We start from the raw sequence: 20338 nt of genomic DNA, 5'->3' as shown, positions 1-20338 counted from the left end.
CAGGCGCCGTCTTGACGTGAGGGTATGATGAAGGGCGATCCGAAGGTTATCGAGTATCTCAATCGCGGCCTGCGCAGCGAGCTGACGGCGGTCAACCAGTATTGGCTGCATTACCGGCTGCTGGACGATTGGGGTTACAAGGAACTGGCCAAGCAGTGGCGCAAGGAATCCATCGAGGAGATGCACCACGCGGATCGCTTCATCGAGCGCATCATTTTCCTTGATGGCTTCGCCAATCTGYAAGTGCTCGACCCGCTGCGCATCGGCCAAAGCATCCAGGAGATCCTGGAAGCCGATCTCGCCGCCGAATACGATGCCCGCAACCTCTACGGCGAAGCCGCCGCCTATTGCGAGAGCATCGGCGACCGAGTTTCAAAAAACCTCTTCGAAGAGCTGATGAAGGACGAGGAAGGCCATATCGACTTCCTCGAAACCCAGCTCAACCTCGTCGAGCAGGTCGGCGTCGAACTCTACGCCCAGAAGCATATCGGCGGTCTCGAAGACGACCACTAAGTCAGCAGACAACAGCTTTATTTTATTGCCGGGCAGCGCGATGTGATCTCATCCGCTGCCCGCATTGTTTTCAAGCCGGCTCGGCGAGCTTGCCCGGTTCCTCGATCGTCGCGATCGGCAGCTTCACGATCCGCAGCTCAGGCTCGTCCGGATCGATGCGGATGGAAAAGCCTAGGCTGCGGCACATGTCGAGCATGGTGGTGTTTTCGCGCAGCACCTGCCCCTCGATCTCGCGCAGGCCCTCCACCTTCGCCCACTCGATCATGAGCTTCATCAGCGTCCACCCAAGACCAAGGCCCTTCAGGTCCGAGCGAAGGAGGATGCCATATTCGCCGGTTTCATGGTTGGCATCCGCGTGCACGCGCACCGCACCCATCATCTCCCCGGTTGCCTCGTCGAAGGCGACGAAGGCGATGGCGCGGGCGTAATCGAGCTGCGTGAGCCGCGCCAGAAACGTGTGGCTGAAGTCGCGCACGGGAGCGAAGAAGCGCAGGCGCAAATCTTCCGGCGTGATCTGTTCGAAGAAGCGCTTGAACGCCTCCTCATCCTCCGGCCTGACCGGTCGCACGAAGGCCGTGCGTCCGTCGCGCAGCTTGATGGTGCGCTCCCATTCCTTCGGATATGGCCGAACGGCGAAGCGCGGGTGTCCCGTACCCTTGCGCGCTTCCGGTGCGACGACCACACGCGCATCGACGGCAATGACGCCGGTATGATCGGCAAGCAGCGGATTGATATCGAGTTCGCGCACCTCGGGCAGATCGGCGGCGAGCTGCGCCAATTTCACGAGGGTCAGCGCAATGGCGCGCTCATCGGCTGCGGGAACATCGCGATAGGCTTTCAGGCGGCGCGAGACGCGGGTCCGCGCAATGAGATCGCCCGCGAGTTTGAGATCGAGAGGCGGCAGGGCAAGCGCCTTGTCGTTGATCACCTCCACCGCGGTGCCGCCGCGCCCGAAAAGGACCACGGGGCCGAAGGAAGGATCGTCCGCCAAACCCACGATCAGCTCGCGCGCCTTCGCGCGACGCACCATGGGCTGCACCGTCACACCGGTGACGGAGGCCTGCGGGCGCAGACGCGCGGCGCGCTCGAAAATCTCGGCGGCTGCCTTGCGAACGGCGGCTTCCGTCGTGAGATCGAGCTGCACGCCGCCGATATCGGATTTGTGGACGATGTCCGGCGACAGGATTTTGACCGCGACCGTTCCGCCCTCTTCCAATAAGGGCTTCGCGGCAGCGGCAGCCTCGTCGGGATTCTTGGCCAGGAACACCGGGGCCGTGGGAATATCGTAGGCCTTCAGCAACCCATCGACTTCGAGCGGATTGAGCCAGCGGCGTTTCTGCGCAAGAACCTCGGCGACAATAGCGCGGGCGGCTTCCACATCGGGCGCGAAATCGTGCGGAAGGCTGTCGGGTGTTTCCATCAGCTGGTCCTGCGCCTCGCGGTAGCGCACGAGCTGAAGGAAGCCGCGCACCGCATCGGCCTCGTTGGCGAAATGCGGGATGCGCGCCTGCTCAAACACCCGTGCGGAATCCGGGTCCTCGCCGATCCATGCGGCGAAGACAGGCTTCTGCCGCATGCCTTTTGCGCGTTCGCGCTTGACTACATCGGTGACGGCCGTCGCCACATCGACCGCGCTCGCAACAGCAGTCGGCACATTGAGGATCAGAACCGCATCGTTCTCGCGATCCGTCAGAAGTGCCTCGAGCGCGCCCGAATAGCGAGCGGGATCCGCATCACCGATGATATCGACCGGGTTGGCGCGCGACCATGTGGGCGGCAGGATCGCGTTCAGCTTCTCCAGCGTCGCATCCGAGATCGTCGCGAGCGTTCCACCCAGATCCATCAGCCTGTCGGTGGCAAGCACGCCGATACCGCCGCCATTGGTGAGCACCGCAAGGCGGCTGCCGGGAAACGGCTTCTGGCGTCCAAGCGTTTCGGCTGCGGAAAAGAGCTGATCGAGATCGAGCACGCGCAGCAATCCAGCGCGCCGGAAGGCTGCGTCATAAACCGCGTCGGAACCGGCAAGAGCACCTGTGTGCGTGGCCGCAGCTTTAGCACCCAGCGCATGACGGCCTGCCTTGATCACGACGACCGGCTTGATGCGGGCGGCGGCGCGTGCCGCCGACATGAACTTCTTCGCGTTGTCGATGGACTCGATGTAGAGCAGGATCGCGCGCGTTCCCGCATCGGCCGAGAAGAAGTCCAGACAGTCGCTGAAATCCACGTCGATCTTGTCGCCGAGCGACACGATGGCCGAGAAGCCTACCTGCCTTTGCGCCGCCCATTCGACCAGCCCGACCGCGACCGCGCCGGATTGCGAGATCAGTGCAAGGTCGCCGGGTTTGGCATGATGAGCTGCAAAGCTCGCATTCATTCGCGCACGGGGCGCGAGAATGCCGATGCAGTTGGGACCGACGATACGCAGGCCATGGCGCCGCGCGGCGAGCCTGACCTGTTCCGATTGGCTCCCCGGCCCATAGCCGAGGCCCGCCGTTGCGATGATGGCCGCCGAGACGCCCCGCTTGCCCGCATCCTCGACCACCTCAAGCACCCTGTCCGGCGGCACGGCGATGATCACGAGATCGGGCGTTTCCGGAAGCTTGGCGATGGAAGCGTGGCAGGGCCTTCCCTTGATCTCCGTATGGTGCGGATTGACGGGATAAAGAGCACCCGCATAGCCGCCCTCGATCAGGTTCTTGAGGAAGGTCATGCCCAAGGAACCGGGGCGCGGGCTTACCCCGACAACCGCGATGGAGCGGGGCGAGAACAGCGTATCGAGGCGATAGGTAGACATGGCGATCCTTCGTCTCGCGGGAGCGTGAGTGACAGCCACAAGCTAGCGCCGATCCGCCAGGGATCAAACTCCCCGAGGCTGACTGGCTTACTCGGCCAATACGCGCGTGGGCGGGAAGATCACTTCGACGAGGGTGCCCTCGTTCGGGTTGCTCGCGATCTGCAGCGCGCCCCGGTTCGCTTCGACGAGAGCCTTGGTGAGCGGCAGGCCGAGGCCCGTGCCGCCCGGCTTGCGGGAGGTGGCGACCTGCCGGAAAGGCTCAAGCGCGGCTTCGACCTCGCTCTCCGTCATGCCGATGCCTGTGTCGCGCACGCGGAAGGCGACCTCGCCGCGATCGGTCATGGCGGTCGAGACGATGACCTGCCCGCCGGCATCCGTGAACTTGATGGCGTTCGACACGAGATTGAGCACGATCTGGCGCACGGACCGCTCGTCGGCCACCACCGTCGGCAGCTTGGGTGCGAAGCTCATGCGCATCACGATGCGGTCCCGCGCCGCCTGCGGCTGAAGCAGCGTGACGCAGGACGAGACGAGATCGTTCAGGTTCACACCTGTGAACGAAAGCTCAAGCCGCCCGGCCTCGACCTTCGCGAGATCGAGCAGGTCGTTGACGAGGCTGATCACATGCGAGCCGGAGGCGTGGACGTCGCGCAGGTATTCCTTGTATCGGTCGTTTCCGATGGGGCCGAAACGCTCCTCCAGCATTACCTCGGCGAAACCGAGGATGGCGTTGAGCGGCGTGCGGATCTCATGGCTGATCTTGGCGAGGAGATCCGATTTCTGCGCGCTCGCCTCTTCCGCCGCACGCTTGGCGCCGACGAGCTCGCCCTCGGCCTTCTTGAAAGTGGTCATGTCGCGCAAGACCGCGCAGAACTTGCGGTTCGCGCCCTCGCCTACGGAGCCCATGGTCATGAAGAGCGGGATCGTGCCGCCCTGCCGCTCGCGGCCCAGAACCTCGCGTCCGTCATTGAGCAGGCTCGCCACGCCAGGCGAGCGCAGGCCCTCGAGATAATCGAGCGCAACCATGTGGCTCTCGGGTGCCAGGAGCACCGTGATGGCGCTGCCGACGACCTCGCGCTGGTGATAGCCGAAGAGCGCTTCCGCTGAACGGTTGAGCGAGAGAATGCGGCCCGCCTCATCGAACAGGATCACGCCATCGGTCGCCGTATCGAGAATGGCCTCCAGCTCCAGCACGCGGCTGTCGCGTGTGAGCTGCGCCGCTTCCTGGCTGAACGCCCGGCGAACCAGCATGAGCTGCGCAGGCGCATCCGCCCATTCCGTTTCCGTCGAGCGGACGGTGACGGCGATGGCGTCGCCCACGCGCGTGGTGAGTGCAAGGCCGGTATCGTCCTCATCCGATCCCGTGAGCGCGGGAGAATCCCGGAACAGCTGCACCAGTCCGCCTTCATTGGCGAGCTGGTCGGCATCGGTATAGCCGGTGAGATCGAGGAGGAAGCGGTTCGCGAACAGGATGCGCTCGCCGCGATGAACGAGGATTCCGATCGGCAGCCTGTCGAGAAGCTTGTCATCCGGAACGCGCAAATCCGGCGTCTTCTCTTCCGGTTGCTCCACTGGAGCTTCAGGCTCGTCGGCAACGTCCTCCGCGTCGAGGGACGGAGCATTCTCCTCCGCGATGGCCAAAGCCGGAGACGGATCGGAAGTCTGAGGCTTCTCCTCACCTTCCAGGCGCGCACCCAAGGCACGCGCGATCTCGCGGAAGGCATGGCGTTCGGCATTCGAGAGGCTTGAAGCGGGCTGCTCAGGTTTGGGCGGCTGGATGCCTTCCTCACTTGAAGTGTCCGCTGCGTGCGCGGCTTCCGGCTTCGTGGTCGAAAGTGCTTCCGCCACGCGGTCGCGCAGGTTCGCGAACCAGTTCTCTTCTTCCGCGGGAGCGGGCTCGCCCACCTCTTCGGCCTTCGCCTCCTCCGGCGGTGCGAAAGGCAGGGCCGCATCCGTCAGGAAGGCTTCGACCATCGGATCGACCGACAGCTCCGTTGAGCCTTGCTCTAGAACTTCCGTGTCCTCGGAGATCTCCTGAATATCGTCTTCGGGGAGGCCTTGCGCGAATGCCTGGGGCGGCTCGTCTGCGCTCTTGGGGGCGTCCGGCGTAGCGTCCCGCTTGCGCAGCTCGTCCATCCGCAGAAGGCCGAAACCGCGATAGCCGATGATCTCTCGGTCCGCCCCGAACAYCGCCATGCCGGCGAGGTCCACGGGCACCTCCTGAGAGGGATCGTCGAGGGTCCAGAAAACCGTGCGCCCACTCCAGGTCTCACCGCGTTCGGTGAGCGCGGCAATGCTGTCGAAAGGATCGTTGACGAAGGATCGGGTGAGTTCACCCCATGTCCGGCCGACGATATCGCCACTGCGATGGCCGACCGCCTGGGCAAGGCCTGGTGAGGCCTGCGTGAAGCGCATTCCGGCATCGGCTTGCCAGATGAAACGGATCGGCCCGCGCGGCTTCTCCTGAGCCGCTTTCGGCTCCTCAGCAGCGACGGGCTCGGGCTGGACGACCGGTAGCGCGGTCTCGTCCTGCCGGGCTGGAAGCTTTGGAATGGAACCCACGGCCACCGTCACCAGAACGGCCTCGCCATCGTCGAGCGTGGCGAGGCGACAGAGGCAGGAGACCGATTGCCAGGGCCGGACGGGGTTGATGCGCAGGCGCTCGATGCGGGCGCCCTCAGTCGGCGCCGCGCCGGCAGCCAGGGCCTTCAGCCGGTCCTTCGCCCGCAGGTCCGACGTGACCCAGCCCGCCTCGACCGTCAAAGCGTCCCGAAGACCCTGTGCGGCGGACGAAGCCCAGAGCAGCCTGTCGATCCCCCTATCCCACACCAAAACGACAGCGTCCGGCTGAGCTAGCACGCTCAAGTCGGGTTCGGCGGCAAGCCGCGCGATCATCGTCTGGTATTGGTCCGGGGCCTGGATCATGAAAAGCCTCGCCCTCACCTCTTTTAAGAGTCACCTTATTGAAGAGGTTTTAGACTATTGTTGGCAAGGTGGCAGGGGGGACGAAGGGCTTGAATCCTTTTACTTAGAGGTAACCTTAATAATAAGCTTGAAAAGCCAGTTGATTTTGCGGTGCACAATGTGATATTGCACTGCACAAATACCAGCCCCAAGACCAACCTCAAGAGGAGTGCCCCATGGCGACGAACCCGAACCAGAACTACGAAATCCCGGCCGAAATGCGCGACTTCGCCGAAAAGAGCGTCGAGCAGGCCCGCAAGGCCATCGACGGCTTCATGAGCGCTGCCCAGAAGACGGTCGATACATTCGAAGGCTCGGCCAACACGGTTCAGGCCAGCGCCAAGGATGCCACCCGCAAGACCTTCACCTATGCGGAGCAGAACCTCACGGCCGCTTTCGACCTCGCCCAGCGCATGGTGCGCGCCAAGGACGTGCAGGAAGCCATGCAGATCCAGGCCGAGTTCGTCCGCTCGCAGTTCGAGGCGATGCAGACTCAGATGAAGGAATTCGGCTCCCTCGCCCAGTCGGCGATGAAGCAGCCCACTTCGAAGAAGTAACTTCTCAAACTTTTAGAGGACGTTCCTATGGCGGAAACGAAGAAGACCAGAACCCGGAGCCTGAAAATTGCTCCCAAGGCTGATCTCGTCGAGCTGGCGGCGGCGCCGGTTGCGGAAACGGTGGAAGTGATCGAGGCGGCAGCGCCTGTGGCTCCCGTCGCGACGCTCCCTGCCCCCGTCGTCGAAACCGTGAAGAAGACCGAGGAGGTTTTCTCCACCGTTCGCAGCCAGGGCGATGCCCTTCGTCATGCCATGCGCGAATCCGCAACGGTCTCGGCCAAGGGCGCGCTGGAAGTGAACGGCAAGATCATCGAGGCGCTCCACAGCCAGGGCCATGCGGCCATAGAGCTGTGGCGCAGCTCCCTCGACAGCGCGGACCTGCAGACGGCCCTCAAGGCCCAGACTCAGGCAGCCCGGCAGGCCTTCGAGGCGGCTTCCGCCCAGTGGAAGGACATCGCGGAAACCACCGTGAGCTGGATGACGAAGAGCTTCGAGCCGCTTCAGTCCACCCTGCACCGTCAGCGCTGATCTCTATTGAGATCAACCAATTTGCGATAAGGCTTGGCTCCATGACGAGCCAAGCCTTTTTTCATGTTCCCTCTCCCATCCCGGCAGTGATTGCCGTCGTCATCGAGAACGACAGGGCCCTGCTCGTGCGCCGCGCCAATCCGCCCGATGCGGGACTATGGGGATATCCCGGCGGCAAGATCGAATATGGCGAGACGGTTTCCGAGGCGGCAATCCGAGAGTTGCGCGAGGAAACGGGCGTCGAGGCAAAAGCGCAGGACATCATCACGACGCTCGACATTCTGGTGCGCGCCGAGGATGGCGCGGTCACGCAGCATTACATCCTGATCGCGGTTCTCTGCCGATGGCTGTCCGGCGAACCCGTTGCAGCGGACGATGCGCTCGAAGCGGATTGGTTTTCGCTCGACGAATTGCGCCCCGAGACGCTGCTCATGAGCGCGGATGTGGATGTGATCGCCAGACGGGCCGAGGCGATGATGAAGCTCTCGACCGACTGATCCCTGCGGACAAGAAAAAACCCTGCCTCGCGAAGAAGCAGGGTTGAAGTTTGTCTCAAACTTTGTGCCGCAAGGCCCAATTGATGGGCGCATCTGCACACCATCATGAAAGCAGCGTCAACATTACCACCCGATCATGGTTGATGAATAGTAAACGTTCATAAATCATCAAGCATGTCGGCAACGATTACGCGTAATCATATTGCAATTACCGCATATCCGCCTTTATTACTGAGGGCATGGGCAATAGATGCCTACCATCATTCGTGTCCAACAATGGAATATAGTTATGCGTACCTCTGCTTTCGGACTGCTTGCCGCCACCGCCGCTCTCGCGATTGTCGCTTCGACCGCTCAGGCCGCCGATCTTCCGTCCCGCTACTCGCCCGCTCCGGCCTATAACGCGATGCCGATCTTCACCTGGAGCGGCTTCTACGCCGGTGTGAATGCTGGCTACGGCTGGAGCTCGGGCACGAGCCGCTATTACGATCCCGCCTTCGGCGTGGCTGGCGGCGGCAGCAAGGGCGGCTTCATCGGCGGCGCTCAGGCTGGCTACAACTACCAGATGGGCATGTTCGTCATCGGCGCCGAGACCGACATTCAGTATGCCGCAGTCGGCAACAAGGGCTCGTCCTACGGCAACACCTACTATGCCGGTGACTCGGATGGCTACTTCGGTACGATCCGCGCCCGCGCCGGTGTTGCTTTCGACCGCGCTCTCGTGTTCGGCACCGCCGGCTTTGCTTACGGCGACATCGGCGGCAACAAGGGCCTCGACACCGTGCTCGGCAATCACCGCAGCAACGACACCAACGGCGGCTGGACCGTCGGCGGCGGCATGGAATATGCTGTGACCGACAACTTCACCGCGAAGGTCGAAGGCCTCTACGTGAACCTCGACACGAAGGACAACTACGCCCTCGCCGATCGCATCAACATCCGTCGCGACACGGAGTTCGGCGTGATCCGCGCCGGCGTGAACTACAAGTTCAACTGATCGTCCTCTAAAGACATTTCGAAAGCCCGGCGTTCACGCCGGGCTTTTTGCTTTTCGGGCTCGCGCCCTTGCGGGAATGTTACTGCGTTTCTTGATCTATTTACCGAAACGCCGCGGCAAGTTCTGCTTGATTTTCCCGTTGAGCGGCCATCATAATTTTCCGATCCTATCGTCATTCATTGCGACGGCATCACAGAACGCTGGAACTGACCAAGCAGAACAAGGCTGCGGAGTTTTTTCGCGGTCATAACAACGAGTGCAGTAATGCGTAATTGGGGCCGCTCCTGGCTGCATCGCCTCTCCCTCGGCATTCGCCCACCATCGCGTGTCAGCGCGCCCTCCGCTATTGCTCAGCCATCCTGCTATGTCCAAGCCTTCGTCGAGGGCACGACGGATTGCGTGTTCTTTCTCGATGACCAATGGCGCTTCATCTATCATAACGAGCGTGCCTGCCGGGAACTCGGCACCCAAAGCGATCTCATCGGCTCCATTCTGTGGGAGCGCTTTCCGAGGACCTTGGGTTCGATCTTCGAGCATCATTATCGCCGGGCCGTATCGGAGAAGAAGCTGCAGGTTTTCGAGGCCTATTTCGAACCGCTTTCCGCCTGGTACGAAGTCCATGCCGTTCCCGTCGATACGGGCCTGACGGTTATCTTCCGAAACATCAATGAGCGCCGGAATGCGGCGGAGGCCCTGCGTATCAGGGAGAGGCAGCTCGCCACGGTCTTCCGGCAAACCATAGTCGGCATTCTGCACCGGGATCTGAACGCTCATGTGCTGATGGTCAACGAGCGCTATTGCGAGATCGTCGGCCGCAGCCCTGACGAGCTGGAAGGCCTGCCAATGCAGGACTTCACTTATGCCGAGGATGCAGAGGCGAACAAAGCCATCTTTCAGGAAAGCCTGAGAAGCGGCGTGCCTTTCCAGATCGAAAAGCGTTATGTGCGCCCCGACGGATCGACCATCTGGTGCGCGGTTTATGTCTCCTTCGTCCGGGACGATACGGGCAAAATAGTCTCCATCATCACGGTCGCGAATGACATCCACGCCCGCAAGCTCGCGGAAGAGGAGCGTATCGACGCTGAAGCGAAACTGCGCGAGAGCAAGCGCCAGCTTGCGACGCTCATCGATAATCTGCCGGGTCTCGTCTACAGGTGCAGCATTACATCGCCTTGGCCCTTCTCCCTCATAAGCGAAGGGGCGGAAGTTCTCAGCGGCTATCCGGTCAGCGATTTCGAGGAGCACAGGGTCTCGTGGGGGGACATCATTCACCCTGACGATCGTGCGCTCGTCGAGGAGATGGTTCGCGACGGCGTGGAGAAGAACCGCATCTTCAACATCGTCTACCGCATCATCACGCGAACCGGCACCGTCCGCTGGGTCGTGGACCGGGGCCAGGGTATCTACGACGCAGCGGGAAAGCCCATCGCGCTTGAGGGCATCATCAGCGACATCACGGCTCAAAAGGAGGCGGAGGAGCGCATCCTCTGGACCGCTCACCACGACTCGCTCACCAAGCTCCCGAACCGCACCCTCTTCCATGCACGCCTCGCGAAGGCCCTGGAGCAATCCGCAAATATCGGGCGCAAGGTCGGTCTGATCCTGCTCGATGTGGATCACCTGAAGGAAATCAACGACACAATCGGCCATGATGCCGGCGACGCCGTTCTTCAGGCGGTTGCCAACAATCTCAGCCGCTTGGTGCGCCCCGCCGATATCGTCGCCCGCAACGGCGGCGACGAATTCGCCATCATCCTTCCCGGCATCACGGGCGAAGACGAGGCGAAGGCCGTTGCCTTACCGATCCTCGAGGAGCTTCAGAAACCCTTCACGTACGGAAGCCGTACTCTGGATTGCCGCGCGAGCTTCGGCGTCAGCATCTGGCCCGACCATGCGCAGGAGGCGGCCGATCTGCTCAAGCAGGCGGACGTCGCTCTTATGACCGCCAAGATCACGGGGCGTAGCAAGGTGATGGTCTTCGAGCCTTCCATGCGCACCGAAACGCAGAAGAAGGCGCAGATGCGCAACAACGCGCGCGACGCCATCGACAACCGCAGCATCGAAGCCTTCTACCAGCCCAAGGTTTTCCTGAACTCCGGCTTGCTCGCGGGTTTCGAGGCGCTGCTGCGCTGGCGCAATCCCAGCAACGGCATCGAGCTTCCCGGAAAGCTCCAAGCTGCGTTCGACGATCCGCACCTGGCCTTCGGCCTCAGCAAGCAGATGCACGACATCGTCTTCGACGACATGCGCCGCTGGCTGCAATCCGGTCTCGAGTTCGGCCATGTGGCCATCAACGCTTCCCCCGCCGAATTCAAGGCCGGCGATTTCGCCGATCAGATTCTGGAACGCCTGCGCCGGGCACAGATTCCTACCCACCATCTCGAACTCGAGGTCACGGAAACCGTCTTCCTCGGCCATGGAGCCGAGAGCGTCGAGAAGGCGCTGCGCACGCTCAGCGCGGAAGGCGTCAAGATCGCCCTCGACGATTTCGGCACGGGCTACGCGTCCCTGTCGCACCTTAAGCAGTTCCCGGTCGACATTATCAAGATCGACCGCTCGTTCGTTCATGATCTGGCGAGTAACGCCAACGACACCGCTATCCTGCAGGCGGTGCTCAATCTGGGACGCAACCTCGGGATCACGACGGTCGCCGAGGGTGTGGAGACATCGGTTCAGGCCGCCTTCCTGCGCAGCCAGGGATGCGACCTGGGCCAGGGCTTCCTGTTCGGACGGGCTGTCCCAGGCGGGAACATTCCCAACCTGATCCCAGCATGGAACGGCACGCGCTTCGGTCTCCCCGACCGCAACTCCGTCTTCGCGCGCGACCAGTGGCCCGCCTTCAATCACTAGGATTTTTCCGTTTCAACCCTGTATCGCGAGCGCTCTTCGCTCTGCTTGAGCGCCAGCAAGCGTCGGGCCGCGGTCCCTCCGGGCTCCGCGKAATAAAGCTTGTCTGTGAGCACCTCGATCTGCCAGCGCTGCAGATCGAGCAGGGCCTTCAGGCCCCGGATCTGCGCCCTGAGTTCGAGGGCATCCTGCAAGGGATCAGGTCCGGATAACATCATGGGACCATCCCTGCCGATCTTGGGATGAATCATGGCTGAACACGAAAATCAAAAACGGGACGGAAAGTCCCGAAGGGGGAATGAACAGAAAACTCGTCTGCGCTGGCGGGTCATGAGCCCGCTTCCGGCAACGTCAGGAACTCAAGGCACAAGCTTAAGGATAAGGATCGCTGGAGGAACCGCGACACGGGTGGATGCAACGCCGCCTCACGAATGGAACTGTCTTACATTCGCCAACAAATGGCAAGGCTTGCGTAGGGTGCGCGATGCCGCAGGCAGCGCCCTCTCGCGAAGTCGTGATGAGGGGCGGAACTGGCAACTCAATTCCATCGTTGCATCGGTATAGCTTGAAGGAGACATGCCCATGCCGGAAGGCCGATACGAAGCGGAAGCTGAAAAAATTCTGGCGCAGATGCGATCCACCAATCCCGTCGCCTCACCCGAGAGCCTACTTGTCATCGCAGAGGCGCTGGAGCAAGCGGAGCGTCGCGGGCGCGAGATGTCGGCGCGCATGAAAGAGTCGAGCGGCTAAGCTTTCTGTTGTGGAGAAAGTGCGACTCACCTGCGACAATCCTGTCAGGAACGCCCCGCGCTAGGGGAACGTTCATGCCCTGTGTGATAGGACACAGCGGCGAAACCTCGGGCGTGCTGATCTTCCGAGCGTTGGAAGGATCAATCGATGCGGCTCACAATCGTTTCCGTCATCTCCGGCGCTCTGGGAATCCTGTCTCTCGGCTCAGCCGTTCATGCACAGGACGTCAATTCGCGCGTCGCATCCATGCCCTATGCCGATTGCCTCGCCATCATTGCCGAAGCCTCCGACGAGATCGACGAACAGCCGGTGCGCCTCGTCGATACGAGCGATGAGACGACGGTTCGCATTCCGGCCTCCGACGGTTTCGTCACCGTCTCCTGCAGCCGCGCTGACAACCGGATGGTTCTGACCAAGAGCCCAGTCCCTCAGGCGGCAGGCATGTCGGCCTCCCGGTAATCTCGTTCAGCAATCGCTTGCCGTACAGGTGACGCCGCTCACCTGTGATGCAACGCGCAGGCGGACATAGCCGAGCATAGGGCTGTAGCTGTAGCCAACCTGGGCCACGACCACGCTGCTGTTCGCGACCTTTAATTCGTTCGGCAACACGTAAGGATCGCCTTCCTGAAGCGAAGCTTTGTTTCTCGCAAGGCTCCAGGCGACACTGGCATTACCGTCCTTATCCACCACGATGCTCGACACGATGGAGGTCAACCCATCGCTCGCGAAGGGCTTCATGATCATCGACACGGCGATGAACGCGTTGCCCGCATAAATGCCATCCACATCGCGCTGCTGGGCAATGAGATCGGACAGGATGCTCGACGCCACCGTGACCTTCCGGCGTGCGGAGAGCGCGTCCGTCAGCTCGTTGGCTCCGATCGAGAGCAGTATCATTACCGGAAGCATGATCGCGAACTAAGACGATGAAATGAGTTGCCGATTCGGCAGTCAGTGCCGGCTCGATAAAGCCGTTGGCGGGAGTATTCGCTTGCCCGAACTACATGGTCTGAGCGGAAAGCAGCAGGAGACTCAGCCCAATGCTCGACCTGCCATCAGCAACGACCATGAGGCTGAAATAAAAATACCCTGCCCTTCGCAGGGCAGGGTCAGTCTGCTTTCCTCGCCTCGGTAACTTCCCGAAAGCCCATTGAGTAGGCCACGCATCCTCTGTGGCGTCAACAGATGATTTACATTTCCCCAGAAAGCGCTAAGATTACAATCATTTGAATGTTTATAAATTCCTATATCTTACGCAGAGTTACTTCTATAGTAGTATGTATTCGCCCAACGATAATTACTGCCTGTTGCCCGTTTGCTATAGGAAATATCAAATAACCCGCCCTAAGCTGCGCTTGTTCATCTCTACACAAGGGTGGTTAGCATGAGAAAAAGTGTTCTTAGTCTTCTAGCCGGCACCGCCATTTCAACTCTTGCCTTGACGGGCGCCATGGCGGCAGATTTGCCGTCACCGGCTCCGCCTCCGGCTCCGATCGTGGTGCCTGTCTTCACGTGGACGGGCTTCTATGCCGGTGTGAATGCCGGCTGGGGCTGGCGTGACGATAACCGGCAAACCGTCATTCTGAACGGCGTGGCTCCGGGCACCCTGTTCTTCCCGGGCAACGGCGACGGCGGCTTCGTCGGCGGTGGCCAGATCGGCTACAACTTCCAGACCGGCTCCTTCGTCTGGGGTGTTGAAGCCGACATTCAGTGGGCCGACACCGACAATGCCGAAGAGGTCCGCTTCGTGCCRGCYGGAGCTCCTGGCGTCTTCGTGCCCGGCGAGTTCAACAACAATCTRTCGGATTGGTTCGGCACGGCGCGCCTCCGCGCGGGTGTCGCGTTTGACCGGGCGCTGATCTACGCCACCGGCGGTGTTGCCTTTACCGACGACAAAACCGGCTGGGCCCTCGGCGGAGGCGTCGAGTGGGCGCTGCCGGTCGGYGGKTTGTTCGGCAGCATCGGYTCYGCGGCCACCATCGGCMTCGAAGGGTTGTGGGTCAGYTTYGARGAYGATGACGACTTTGACTTCAATCGTCCSATCGGTMSCTTCACCYCTGCCRYYGGACSARCRGTTGAYGTGTTTGCCCCCAACCTGGGCAACAATGACAATGAGTTCTTCATYGCTCGCGCCAARCTGAACTTCAAGTTYGGCACGTACTGAGATCGCCCATCATCCGCAGACGAAGAGGCCCGGGGCAACCCGGGCCTTTTTGTTGCTGACCCGGGAGGTGCCATGGGCGGTCGTGGGGAAGGCAGCATAGCCCTGCGATCACGTTGAGCCGTCCAGTTGTCCCCTGCTGCAAAAGAACCACAGCGGTCGGCTTTTTCATGGGATCGGGCACATTCATCTGAACGAAGCTTGACGGGTTTTTAGCATTCGAGCCCTATCATCGTCCCTGGGTCGATGGACCTGTCCTGTAGCTTGCACGATGATTTCTGTTCGAACTGTGTTGCTTGGATCCGTGGCGATCATGACCGGCGGGGCACAGGCCGCCGACCTGCCCGCCAAGTCCGCAACGCCGATCGAGTATGTCCGTGTTTGCTCCACTTATGGCGCTGGCTTCGTCTACATCCCCGGCACGGAAACCTGCCTGCGCATCGGCGGCCGCGTGCGGGCCGAGTATCTGTACGTCGAGCCGACGGACCGCTCCCAGGACACCATCGGCTTCCGCGCCCGGGGGCGCCTGAACCTCGACGCTCGCACGGCAACGGCTTACGGCCTGCTGCGCACCTACATCCGCATGGAAATCACCCGCAGCAGCGGCGCGCACACGGGCGGCGGCATCTCCACAACCCCCAACATCGCTCAGGCCTTCGTCCAGTTCGGCGGGCTGACGGCCGGACGCGCCGTTTCGTTCTTCACCGATCCGAACCTGCCGGCCCCGAACTTCGGCGACCTGCGGTTCGACGATCCGGCCAATGCAGAAGTGAACCTGCTGGCCTACACCTTCTCGTTCGGCAACGGCTTCTCCGCCACTGTGTCGCTGGAAGACGGGATTGAGCGCCGGGTCAACAACGAACTCGACTTCCCCTTGTTCGGGGTGGCCAGCCCAACCGCGGTCTTTGCTCCGATCCCGTTCACCTATGCCGGCGAGCGCTTCCCCGATGTCGTCGCCAACATCCGCTACACCGGCACCTGGGGCGGAGCCCAGCTCTCGGGCGCTCTGCATCAGATCCGCGACGTGGCCGCGGGCCTCACCACAGACGGCGGTGTCGTGGTTCCCGTTATCAATCCCATCACCGGCCTGCCCAATCCGACCTCTGCGGACACGGATTATGGCTTCGCGATCGCTGCCAATGCCTATGTCAATCTGCCGTTCCTCGGAGACGGCGATACAGGCTGGATCTCCGCCACTTACACGGATGGAGCCGTCGGCTACATCAATGCCGGCCAGGCGAGCCCCATCAGCAACGCCTTCATCAGCGCCGGTCCGCTTGGCTTGCCCTTTGCCGATGCCTTCGTCAACCCGTTTACGGGCGAGTTCGACACCAATAAGGCTTATGGCGTTGCCGGCGGCATCAACCACAACTGGACACCCTCGATCCAAACGAATGTTTTCGGCTCCTGGATGCACTTCGATGCTCCCGGGATCGCGCAATACGCGGTGCCCACGACCGCTGCGACGATTGCCGCGGGAACAGCCGGGACGACCACGGGCCTGGTTGACTTCAACGAGTACCGCTTGGGGGCCAATGTGATCTGGGCCCCGGTGAAGGATTTCCTGATTGGCGTCGAGGCGCTTTACATCAGGGTCGACGCCAGCGACCGGGTTGCCGTGCCGCTCACGACGGCATCCGGCGATGCGACCGGCACCTTCAGATCGACGAGCTCGCAGGATACGTGGGAAGGCCGTCTGCGCGTCCAGCGCGACTTCTGACGCGAGGAAGATCCAGGGACATCCTGATCCTTACGCCCTCCGATCAGGCCTTTGCCGGTCAGCCGCCTCGTCCATTGGCGTGAGCGCATCCTGAGGGCTCATGATCGATGCCTCAGGCATCAGCGCCATTTGGTGGCGGTCCACCGGCCCGAACAGTCGATCCTGCCGGCGATGGTCCAGTGGCCGGAACCCGATGGCCCCGCGAGATTTCCTGTCACGTCAACCTGGGCCCCACGGCGTTGGAGGCTGACCTGCACGCGCCCGCCGGGCTCCAGCCCGCCATCGGCATCGTGCCTTGGTGCTGTCTGAGGCGCTCCGCTTCACACGCCGGTCCCTTTTGCAAAGACTGTCCGGAACGCTCTTTAGAGCGAGCTTTCCCGCTCAGTTGCGGCGCTCTTCACGACGCTCCGTGCGGCCGGTGCGTCGCTCCTCACGCCGCTCGTGACGGCCTGTCCGCTGCTCGTTACGCCGTTCCATGCTGGAGGTCTGGGCCTCAGCCTGTGACGCCATCACGACCGCAGCGGGCGCTGCGAGGCTGAGGGCAGCCGCCCACCCCACGAGAGAAAGAGCCCGTCGACGGGAGATGACTTGGGAAAGGGTGACTTCGCTCATGCTGGAACTCCTCGAAAAAGAAGAAGCCGTCCTTGCAGGCGCATCACAGTGCACCAGACCAACAAGGTACAATTCATCGGCTAGGCATTTCGGGCCAGGAGCAGTGACCAGACCGGATGGGCGATAGGCCGGTGATCTCAGACAGCAATGGGCAATCAGGACCCGGGGCATCGTTGCGGGCTCGTTGGGAAGCGGATGAAATCCCTTCGCAAAAGGTCGATTGTCCCGAAGAGTTCAGCCGCTGTCTTGATCGGTCAAGCACCCCGGTATCGGACGCGGCATGATCCCTTATCCGAAGGCCTCCCATTCCCATCCCCGCACCCGAGGCCTTCGCCAACTTTGCCCCGTTCGGATCGCCCGGACGGGGCCCTTTCATGGAGAAGGCCCATGTTCGGGCTGCTTATGATGAGCGTGCCGCTCGGTCTCGCCGTCGGTCTGTCCACGGTGGCGCTCGTCTGGGCCGAGCCCGACGGTTCGGGCGGCGATGGCGAAGAGGATGCCTCGGCCCGAAGGCTGCACGATCGTCGATGACCGTCATCCCGTCACGTTCATGGGCTTGGCGCTTGGCGAGATGGTTCATGGCCGACGGACATGCCGGCGGAGTGCTCGGATGACCCGTCGGCAGATCAAGGAGGCTCCATGAAGATGATCATCGTCGCGCTGGCGGCCAGCGCTGTCCTGATGGGCTGCGTCTCCGGCTCGGGATCCCAGACCCGACCGCCGAACTACGTCTCGTCCCAAGCGCACCAGGCGCCCGCGATCCGCAACGACACCTTCGGGGGAGCCGCAATGCCTATGCGCGACCTTCCACGTTAGTCAGGCGACCACAACACTTTCGAGCCGCAGGTCCAGCCGGCACCTCGTGCTTGAACCCTGGGGACGATCACTGACCGATTGAGGACGCCGGCGCGTCACTCATGACGGCCTTCAGCCCGCCAGGCCGTCGGGGTCTGGCCCGACCAGCGCCGGAAGGCCCGGGTGAAGGCACTCGCTTCCGAGTAGCCCAGTGCCGCCGCAATCTCGCCCAGCGGCACCGTCGTGTGCTGCAACAACTGACGCGCAATCTCGAACCGGATCTCGTTCGTGATCTCCCGGTAGCCCAGGCCGCTGTCCTTCAGGCGCCGGCTCAGGGTGCGCCGGTGCACGGCGAGCAGGTCCGCGATGTCTTCGGCCGAACAGCGGTTGCTGGTCAGCCGTGTGCGCAGCAGCCGCCGAATGTCGTCGGAGAGTTCGGACCCTTGCGCGCCCTTCAGTTGCTGGATCTTCTCCTCCAGCATGGCCCGCAACAGAGCATCGGACCCGGCAATCCGCAGATCCAGATCGCGGGCTGAGAAGACGATGCTGGCGCTTTCCTGGTTGAACCGGACCGGGGCGCGGAAATGATGTCGATACGGCGCCTCATCCGCCGGGGCGGTCCGGGGCAACAGAACCTCGCTCGGCCGCCAGTCAGAGCCGCACAAGGTCCGCAGGWTGGTGACGGTCACGCCCACGGCTGCGTCGAGAATCTGCTCCATGCTCCGGCTCTCCACCTGATAGGTCGCATACGTGAGCAGGACCGTGCCGTCGCGGATCGTCAGCGACGGCACCACCGCCCGGTCCTCGACGCTCAGGTTCGAGACGAGGGCGCGCACGGCGTCGCCCATGGTGGTCGAGTGCCGCATCAGGCGGCCGACCAGGCCGAGCGACAGGATGCTCGCCCGCCGGCCGACCAGCAATCCGAAATGCGCGCAGCCCGTGCGGGCCACGCACAGAGTGTACAGCCGGCCCAGGGCCGCAAACGGGATCACGTTCATGCTGTCATCGAACAGGCGCGGATCGAGTCCCGCCTCTCGGACGACCGGATCGGGATCGACGCCGAGTGCTTGCAGGGTCGGCACGATTTCCTTGGAGACGCCGAGGTGGATGTAACCTGGGGAAGGCGCTCGCCCACTTGCTGCCGGGACGGTGTGGGACACCTGGCCTGGTGGCCGGCTGTCACCCGCCGCCAGGCATTCGGTGCCATCAACTTGCTTCATGAGAACCTCATGCAGGTCGATCGGATGCCCTTACGCAATCAACCTGATGATGTCCCCGCATCCTCAGTCACACCGTCGTGCCTGGGGCGATCGCCGCCCCAATCCCAATCCAGGCTGGAGATCTGGGATCAGACCATAGCTCCATCAACAAGCCCGACGGCCTTCATTGGTGCGGATTGGAGCAGGTAATGTCCCTGAGTGTCAACACAAGACTATCAGAACCACCAAGCTGTTCCATCAGGAAAAACCCGGAAAGCCGGCCGGAAAACCCTGAAAATGGCAGATCAGATACAAAAAACCCTGCCCTTTGTGAGGACAGGATCTGGTTTTCTTTACTTTGGAGGTTCCCGAAGACATGGCCATCAGGCCGCGAAACTACTCCGAAGTCAAATCAACCGATACATCCGTTAGGGCATAGGCATGCAACCGGGACAGCAATGCTGACAGAATTAGCAGACGCATTCTGGTGTTACCCTTTAGGCCGTAGCCGGTACCCGCCACTGCTTCATCCTTGACCGTGCGACTGCTCACACAAGGGATGCAAATCTTTTTGAGCACAGGACTTCTTGGCCTCTTCGTCGCCTGAGCCAAATGCGGCCGAGGCAACGGCCCCACAAATGCGGACGTGCGCCGCTTCGCGAGTCTCGAAGGCGGGTTCAACCGGATGCCGAGGTGCGAGGATACATGGGCGTTGTGCGCTCTCCGGCACGCGGGCAATTGCGCCGAGATTGCGGCCGCAATCTCGGCGTCAACTCGCCACGCAGTACCCGCACAGCCTGAACCAGTTCTAGTGCATGGGCGTGGTGCTCTAAGCGCCGCCCATCCGGTGACGGAGATCGTGCTGCCAACATCCATTGACGCTCGATGGCTTTTCCGTTGGTCGTACTGATGCCCGGTCGCGGAGGAACGCATGATCCAGGACTGGAGCCGCCGCCCCTCGACCCGGCACGGGTTCTCCTGTGCTGGATGTCGCAAACTGCAAACCACCTGTCCTGAAGTGTCAAGCACGAGGCGCGAACCGATAGAATGCTGATCCCAGACCGAGCATGGAAGACATTCTTCACGGACCTTGTTCCGATTACGACGGGGCCGCTCCTTGCTGCTCGTGAGGCACTAACGGGAGAGGCGCATGCATAACAAATGCCAAGGTCGGTTCCTCCTTGGGACCATCGGATCTGCTTGCTTGATCGGATTGCTGATCGCAGGAACTCCGGCCAGGGCAACTCCCGTGCCATCGAGCGCTTCACGGATGGACTTCTCACCCACGCTGCTCACCATCGTTCAGGACCGAGACCTGGTATATGCACGGGCAGCCGCCCGCGGCCCGCGGGGCGGGGCTGTGGCGCGCGGACCGCGTGGCGCGGTCGCCCGTGGTCCCCGGGG

General features: G+C 62.1%; 17 protein-coding genes and 1 pseudogene. 12 read left to right on the top strand and 6 right to left on the bottom strand.

What is annotated here, in order from left to right; all coding sequences use genetic code 11:
- The first annotated feature begins 27 nt into the window (after window positions 1-27).
- The gene (gene bfr, locus ACXJKO_RS11400; RefSeq protein WP_457091207.1) at window positions 28-513 is read left to right on the top strand and encodes a bacterioferritin; all 486 of its coding nucleotides are present in this window, start codon (window positions 28-30) and stop codon (window positions 511-513) included.
- Between the two features lie 70 nt (window positions 514-583).
- On the opposite strand, the gene ACXJKO_RS11395 is transcribed toward bfr, so the two are convergent.
- Together ACXJKO_RS11395 and ACXJKO_RS11390 are read right to left on the bottom strand one after the other, a co-directional pair.
- A complete protein-coding gene (locus ACXJKO_RS11395; protein WP_457091206.1) occupies window positions 584-3307 on the bottom strand; it encodes a bifunctional acetate--CoA ligase family protein/GNAT family N-acetyltransferase in 2724 nt (907 codons plus the stop codon).
- Between the two features lie 87 nt (window positions 3308-3394).
- Window positions 3395-6232, bottom strand: coding sequence for an ATP-binding protein (locus ACXJKO_RS11390; RefSeq protein ID WP_457091205.1), 2838 nt, complete (start codon window positions 6230-6232; stop codon window positions 3395-3397).
- A gap of 215 nt (window positions 6233-6447) precedes the next feature.
- Between ACXJKO_RS11390 and ACXJKO_RS11385 the strand changes: the two are divergent.
- The 5 genes and pseudogenes from ACXJKO_RS11385 to ACXJKO_RS11365 form a co-directional block, all read left to right on the top strand.
- A pseudogene (locus ACXJKO_RS11385) lies at window positions 6448-6810 on the top strand (phasin); the annotation flags it as partial.
- A gap of 45 nt (window positions 6811-6855) precedes the next feature.
- Complete coding sequence (locus ACXJKO_RS11380; protein WP_457091204.1) at window positions 6856-7356, top strand: phasin family protein; 501 nt, start codon at window positions 6856-6858, stop codon at window positions 7354-7356.
- A 41-nt stretch (window positions 7357-7397) separates the two neighbouring features.
- A complete protein-coding gene (locus ACXJKO_RS11375; RefSeq protein WP_457091203.1) occupies window positions 7398-7853 on the top strand; it encodes an NUDIX hydrolase in 456 nt (151 codons plus the stop codon).
- 289 nt (window positions 7854-8142) lie between these two features.
- On the top strand, window positions 8143-8850 hold the full coding sequence (locus ACXJKO_RS11370; RefSeq protein ID WP_457091202.1) for an outer membrane protein: 708 nt from the start codon (window positions 8143-8145) through the stop codon (window positions 8848-8850).
- A 264-nt stretch (window positions 8851-9114) separates the two neighbouring features.
- A complete protein-coding gene (locus ACXJKO_RS11365; protein ID WP_457091201.1) occupies window positions 9115-11700 on the top strand; it encodes an EAL domain-containing protein in 2586 nt (861 codons plus the stop codon).
- Here ACXJKO_RS11365 and ACXJKO_RS11360 read toward each other — a convergent pair.
- A complete protein-coding gene (locus ACXJKO_RS11360; protein ID WP_457091200.1) occupies window positions 11697-11915 on the bottom strand; it encodes a hypothetical protein in 219 nt (72 codons plus the stop codon). The two genes, ACXJKO_RS11365 and ACXJKO_RS11360, sit on opposite strands and share 4 nt — an antisense overlap.
- A 364-nt stretch (window positions 11916-12279) precedes the next feature.
- Between ACXJKO_RS11360 and ACXJKO_RS11355 the strand changes: the two genes are divergently transcribed.
- Together ACXJKO_RS11355 and ACXJKO_RS11350 are read left to right on the top strand one after the other, a co-directional pair.
- Window positions 12280-12447, top strand: a complete 168-nt coding sequence (locus tag ACXJKO_RS11355; protein ID WP_457091199.1) for a hypothetical protein — start codon at window positions 12280-12282, stop codon at window positions 12445-12447.
- Window positions 12448-12594: 147 nt separating this feature from the next.
- Window positions 12595-12906: a hypothetical protein gene (locus ACXJKO_RS11350; protein ID WP_457091198.1), complete on the top strand. Its 312-nt coding sequence runs from the start codon at window positions 12595-12597 to the stop codon at window positions 12904-12906.
- A gap of 6 nt (window positions 12907-12912) precedes the next feature.
- Here ACXJKO_RS11350 and ACXJKO_RS11345 read toward each other — a convergent pair whose 3' ends face one another.
- The gene (locus ACXJKO_RS11345) at window positions 12913-13344 is read right to left on the bottom strand and encodes a hypothetical protein (RefSeq protein ID WP_457091197.1); all 432 of its coding nucleotides are present in this window, start codon (window positions 13342-13344) and stop codon (window positions 12913-12915) included.
- 487 nt (window positions 13345-13831) lie between these two features.
- Between ACXJKO_RS11345 and ACXJKO_RS11340 the strand changes: the two genes are divergently transcribed.
- Together ACXJKO_RS11340 and ACXJKO_RS11335 are read left to right on the top strand one after the other, a co-directional pair.
- The gene (locus ACXJKO_RS11340; protein WP_457091196.1) at window positions 13832-14611 is read left to right on the top strand and encodes an outer membrane protein; all 780 of its coding nucleotides are present in this window, start codon (window positions 13832-13834) and stop codon (window positions 14609-14611) included.
- A gap of 310 nt (window positions 14612-14921) precedes the next feature.
- Window positions 14922-16328: a porin gene (locus ACXJKO_RS11335; RefSeq protein WP_457091195.1), complete on the top strand. Its 1407-nt coding sequence runs from the start codon at window positions 14922-14924 to the stop codon at window positions 16326-16328.
- A 381-nt stretch (window positions 16329-16709) separates the two neighbouring features.
- Here ACXJKO_RS11335 and ACXJKO_RS11330 read toward each other — a convergent pair whose 3' ends face one another.
- Entirely contained in the window at window positions 16710-16940 is a 231-nt protein-coding gene (locus ACXJKO_RS11330; RefSeq protein ID WP_457091194.1) for a hypothetical protein, read from the bottom strand.
- A gap of 387 nt (window positions 16941-17327) precedes the next feature.
- Between ACXJKO_RS11330 and ACXJKO_RS11325 the strand changes: the two genes are divergently transcribed.
- Entirely contained in the window at window positions 17328-17471 is a 144-nt protein-coding gene (locus tag ACXJKO_RS11325) for a hypothetical protein (RefSeq protein WP_457091193.1), read from the top strand.
- 108 nt (window positions 17472-17579) lie between these two features.
- Complete coding sequence (locus tag ACXJKO_RS11320; protein WP_457091192.1) at window positions 17580-17756, top strand: hypothetical protein; 177 nt, start codon at window positions 17580-17582, stop codon at window positions 17754-17756.
- A gap of 95 nt (window positions 17757-17851) precedes the next feature.
- Here the strand turns inward: ACXJKO_RS11320 and ACXJKO_RS11315 are convergent, their stop codons facing one another.
- On the bottom strand, window positions 17852-18955 hold the full coding sequence (locus ACXJKO_RS11315) for an AraC family transcriptional regulator (RefSeq protein ID WP_457091191.1): 1104 nt from the start codon (window positions 18953-18955) through the stop codon (window positions 17852-17854).
- Window positions 18956-20338: the final 1383 nt, after the last annotated feature.

It is taken from the genome of Microvirga sp. P5_D2 (genome assembly GCF_054049475.1).
This window is presented reverse-complemented; position numbering and strand designations above follow the sequence as displayed.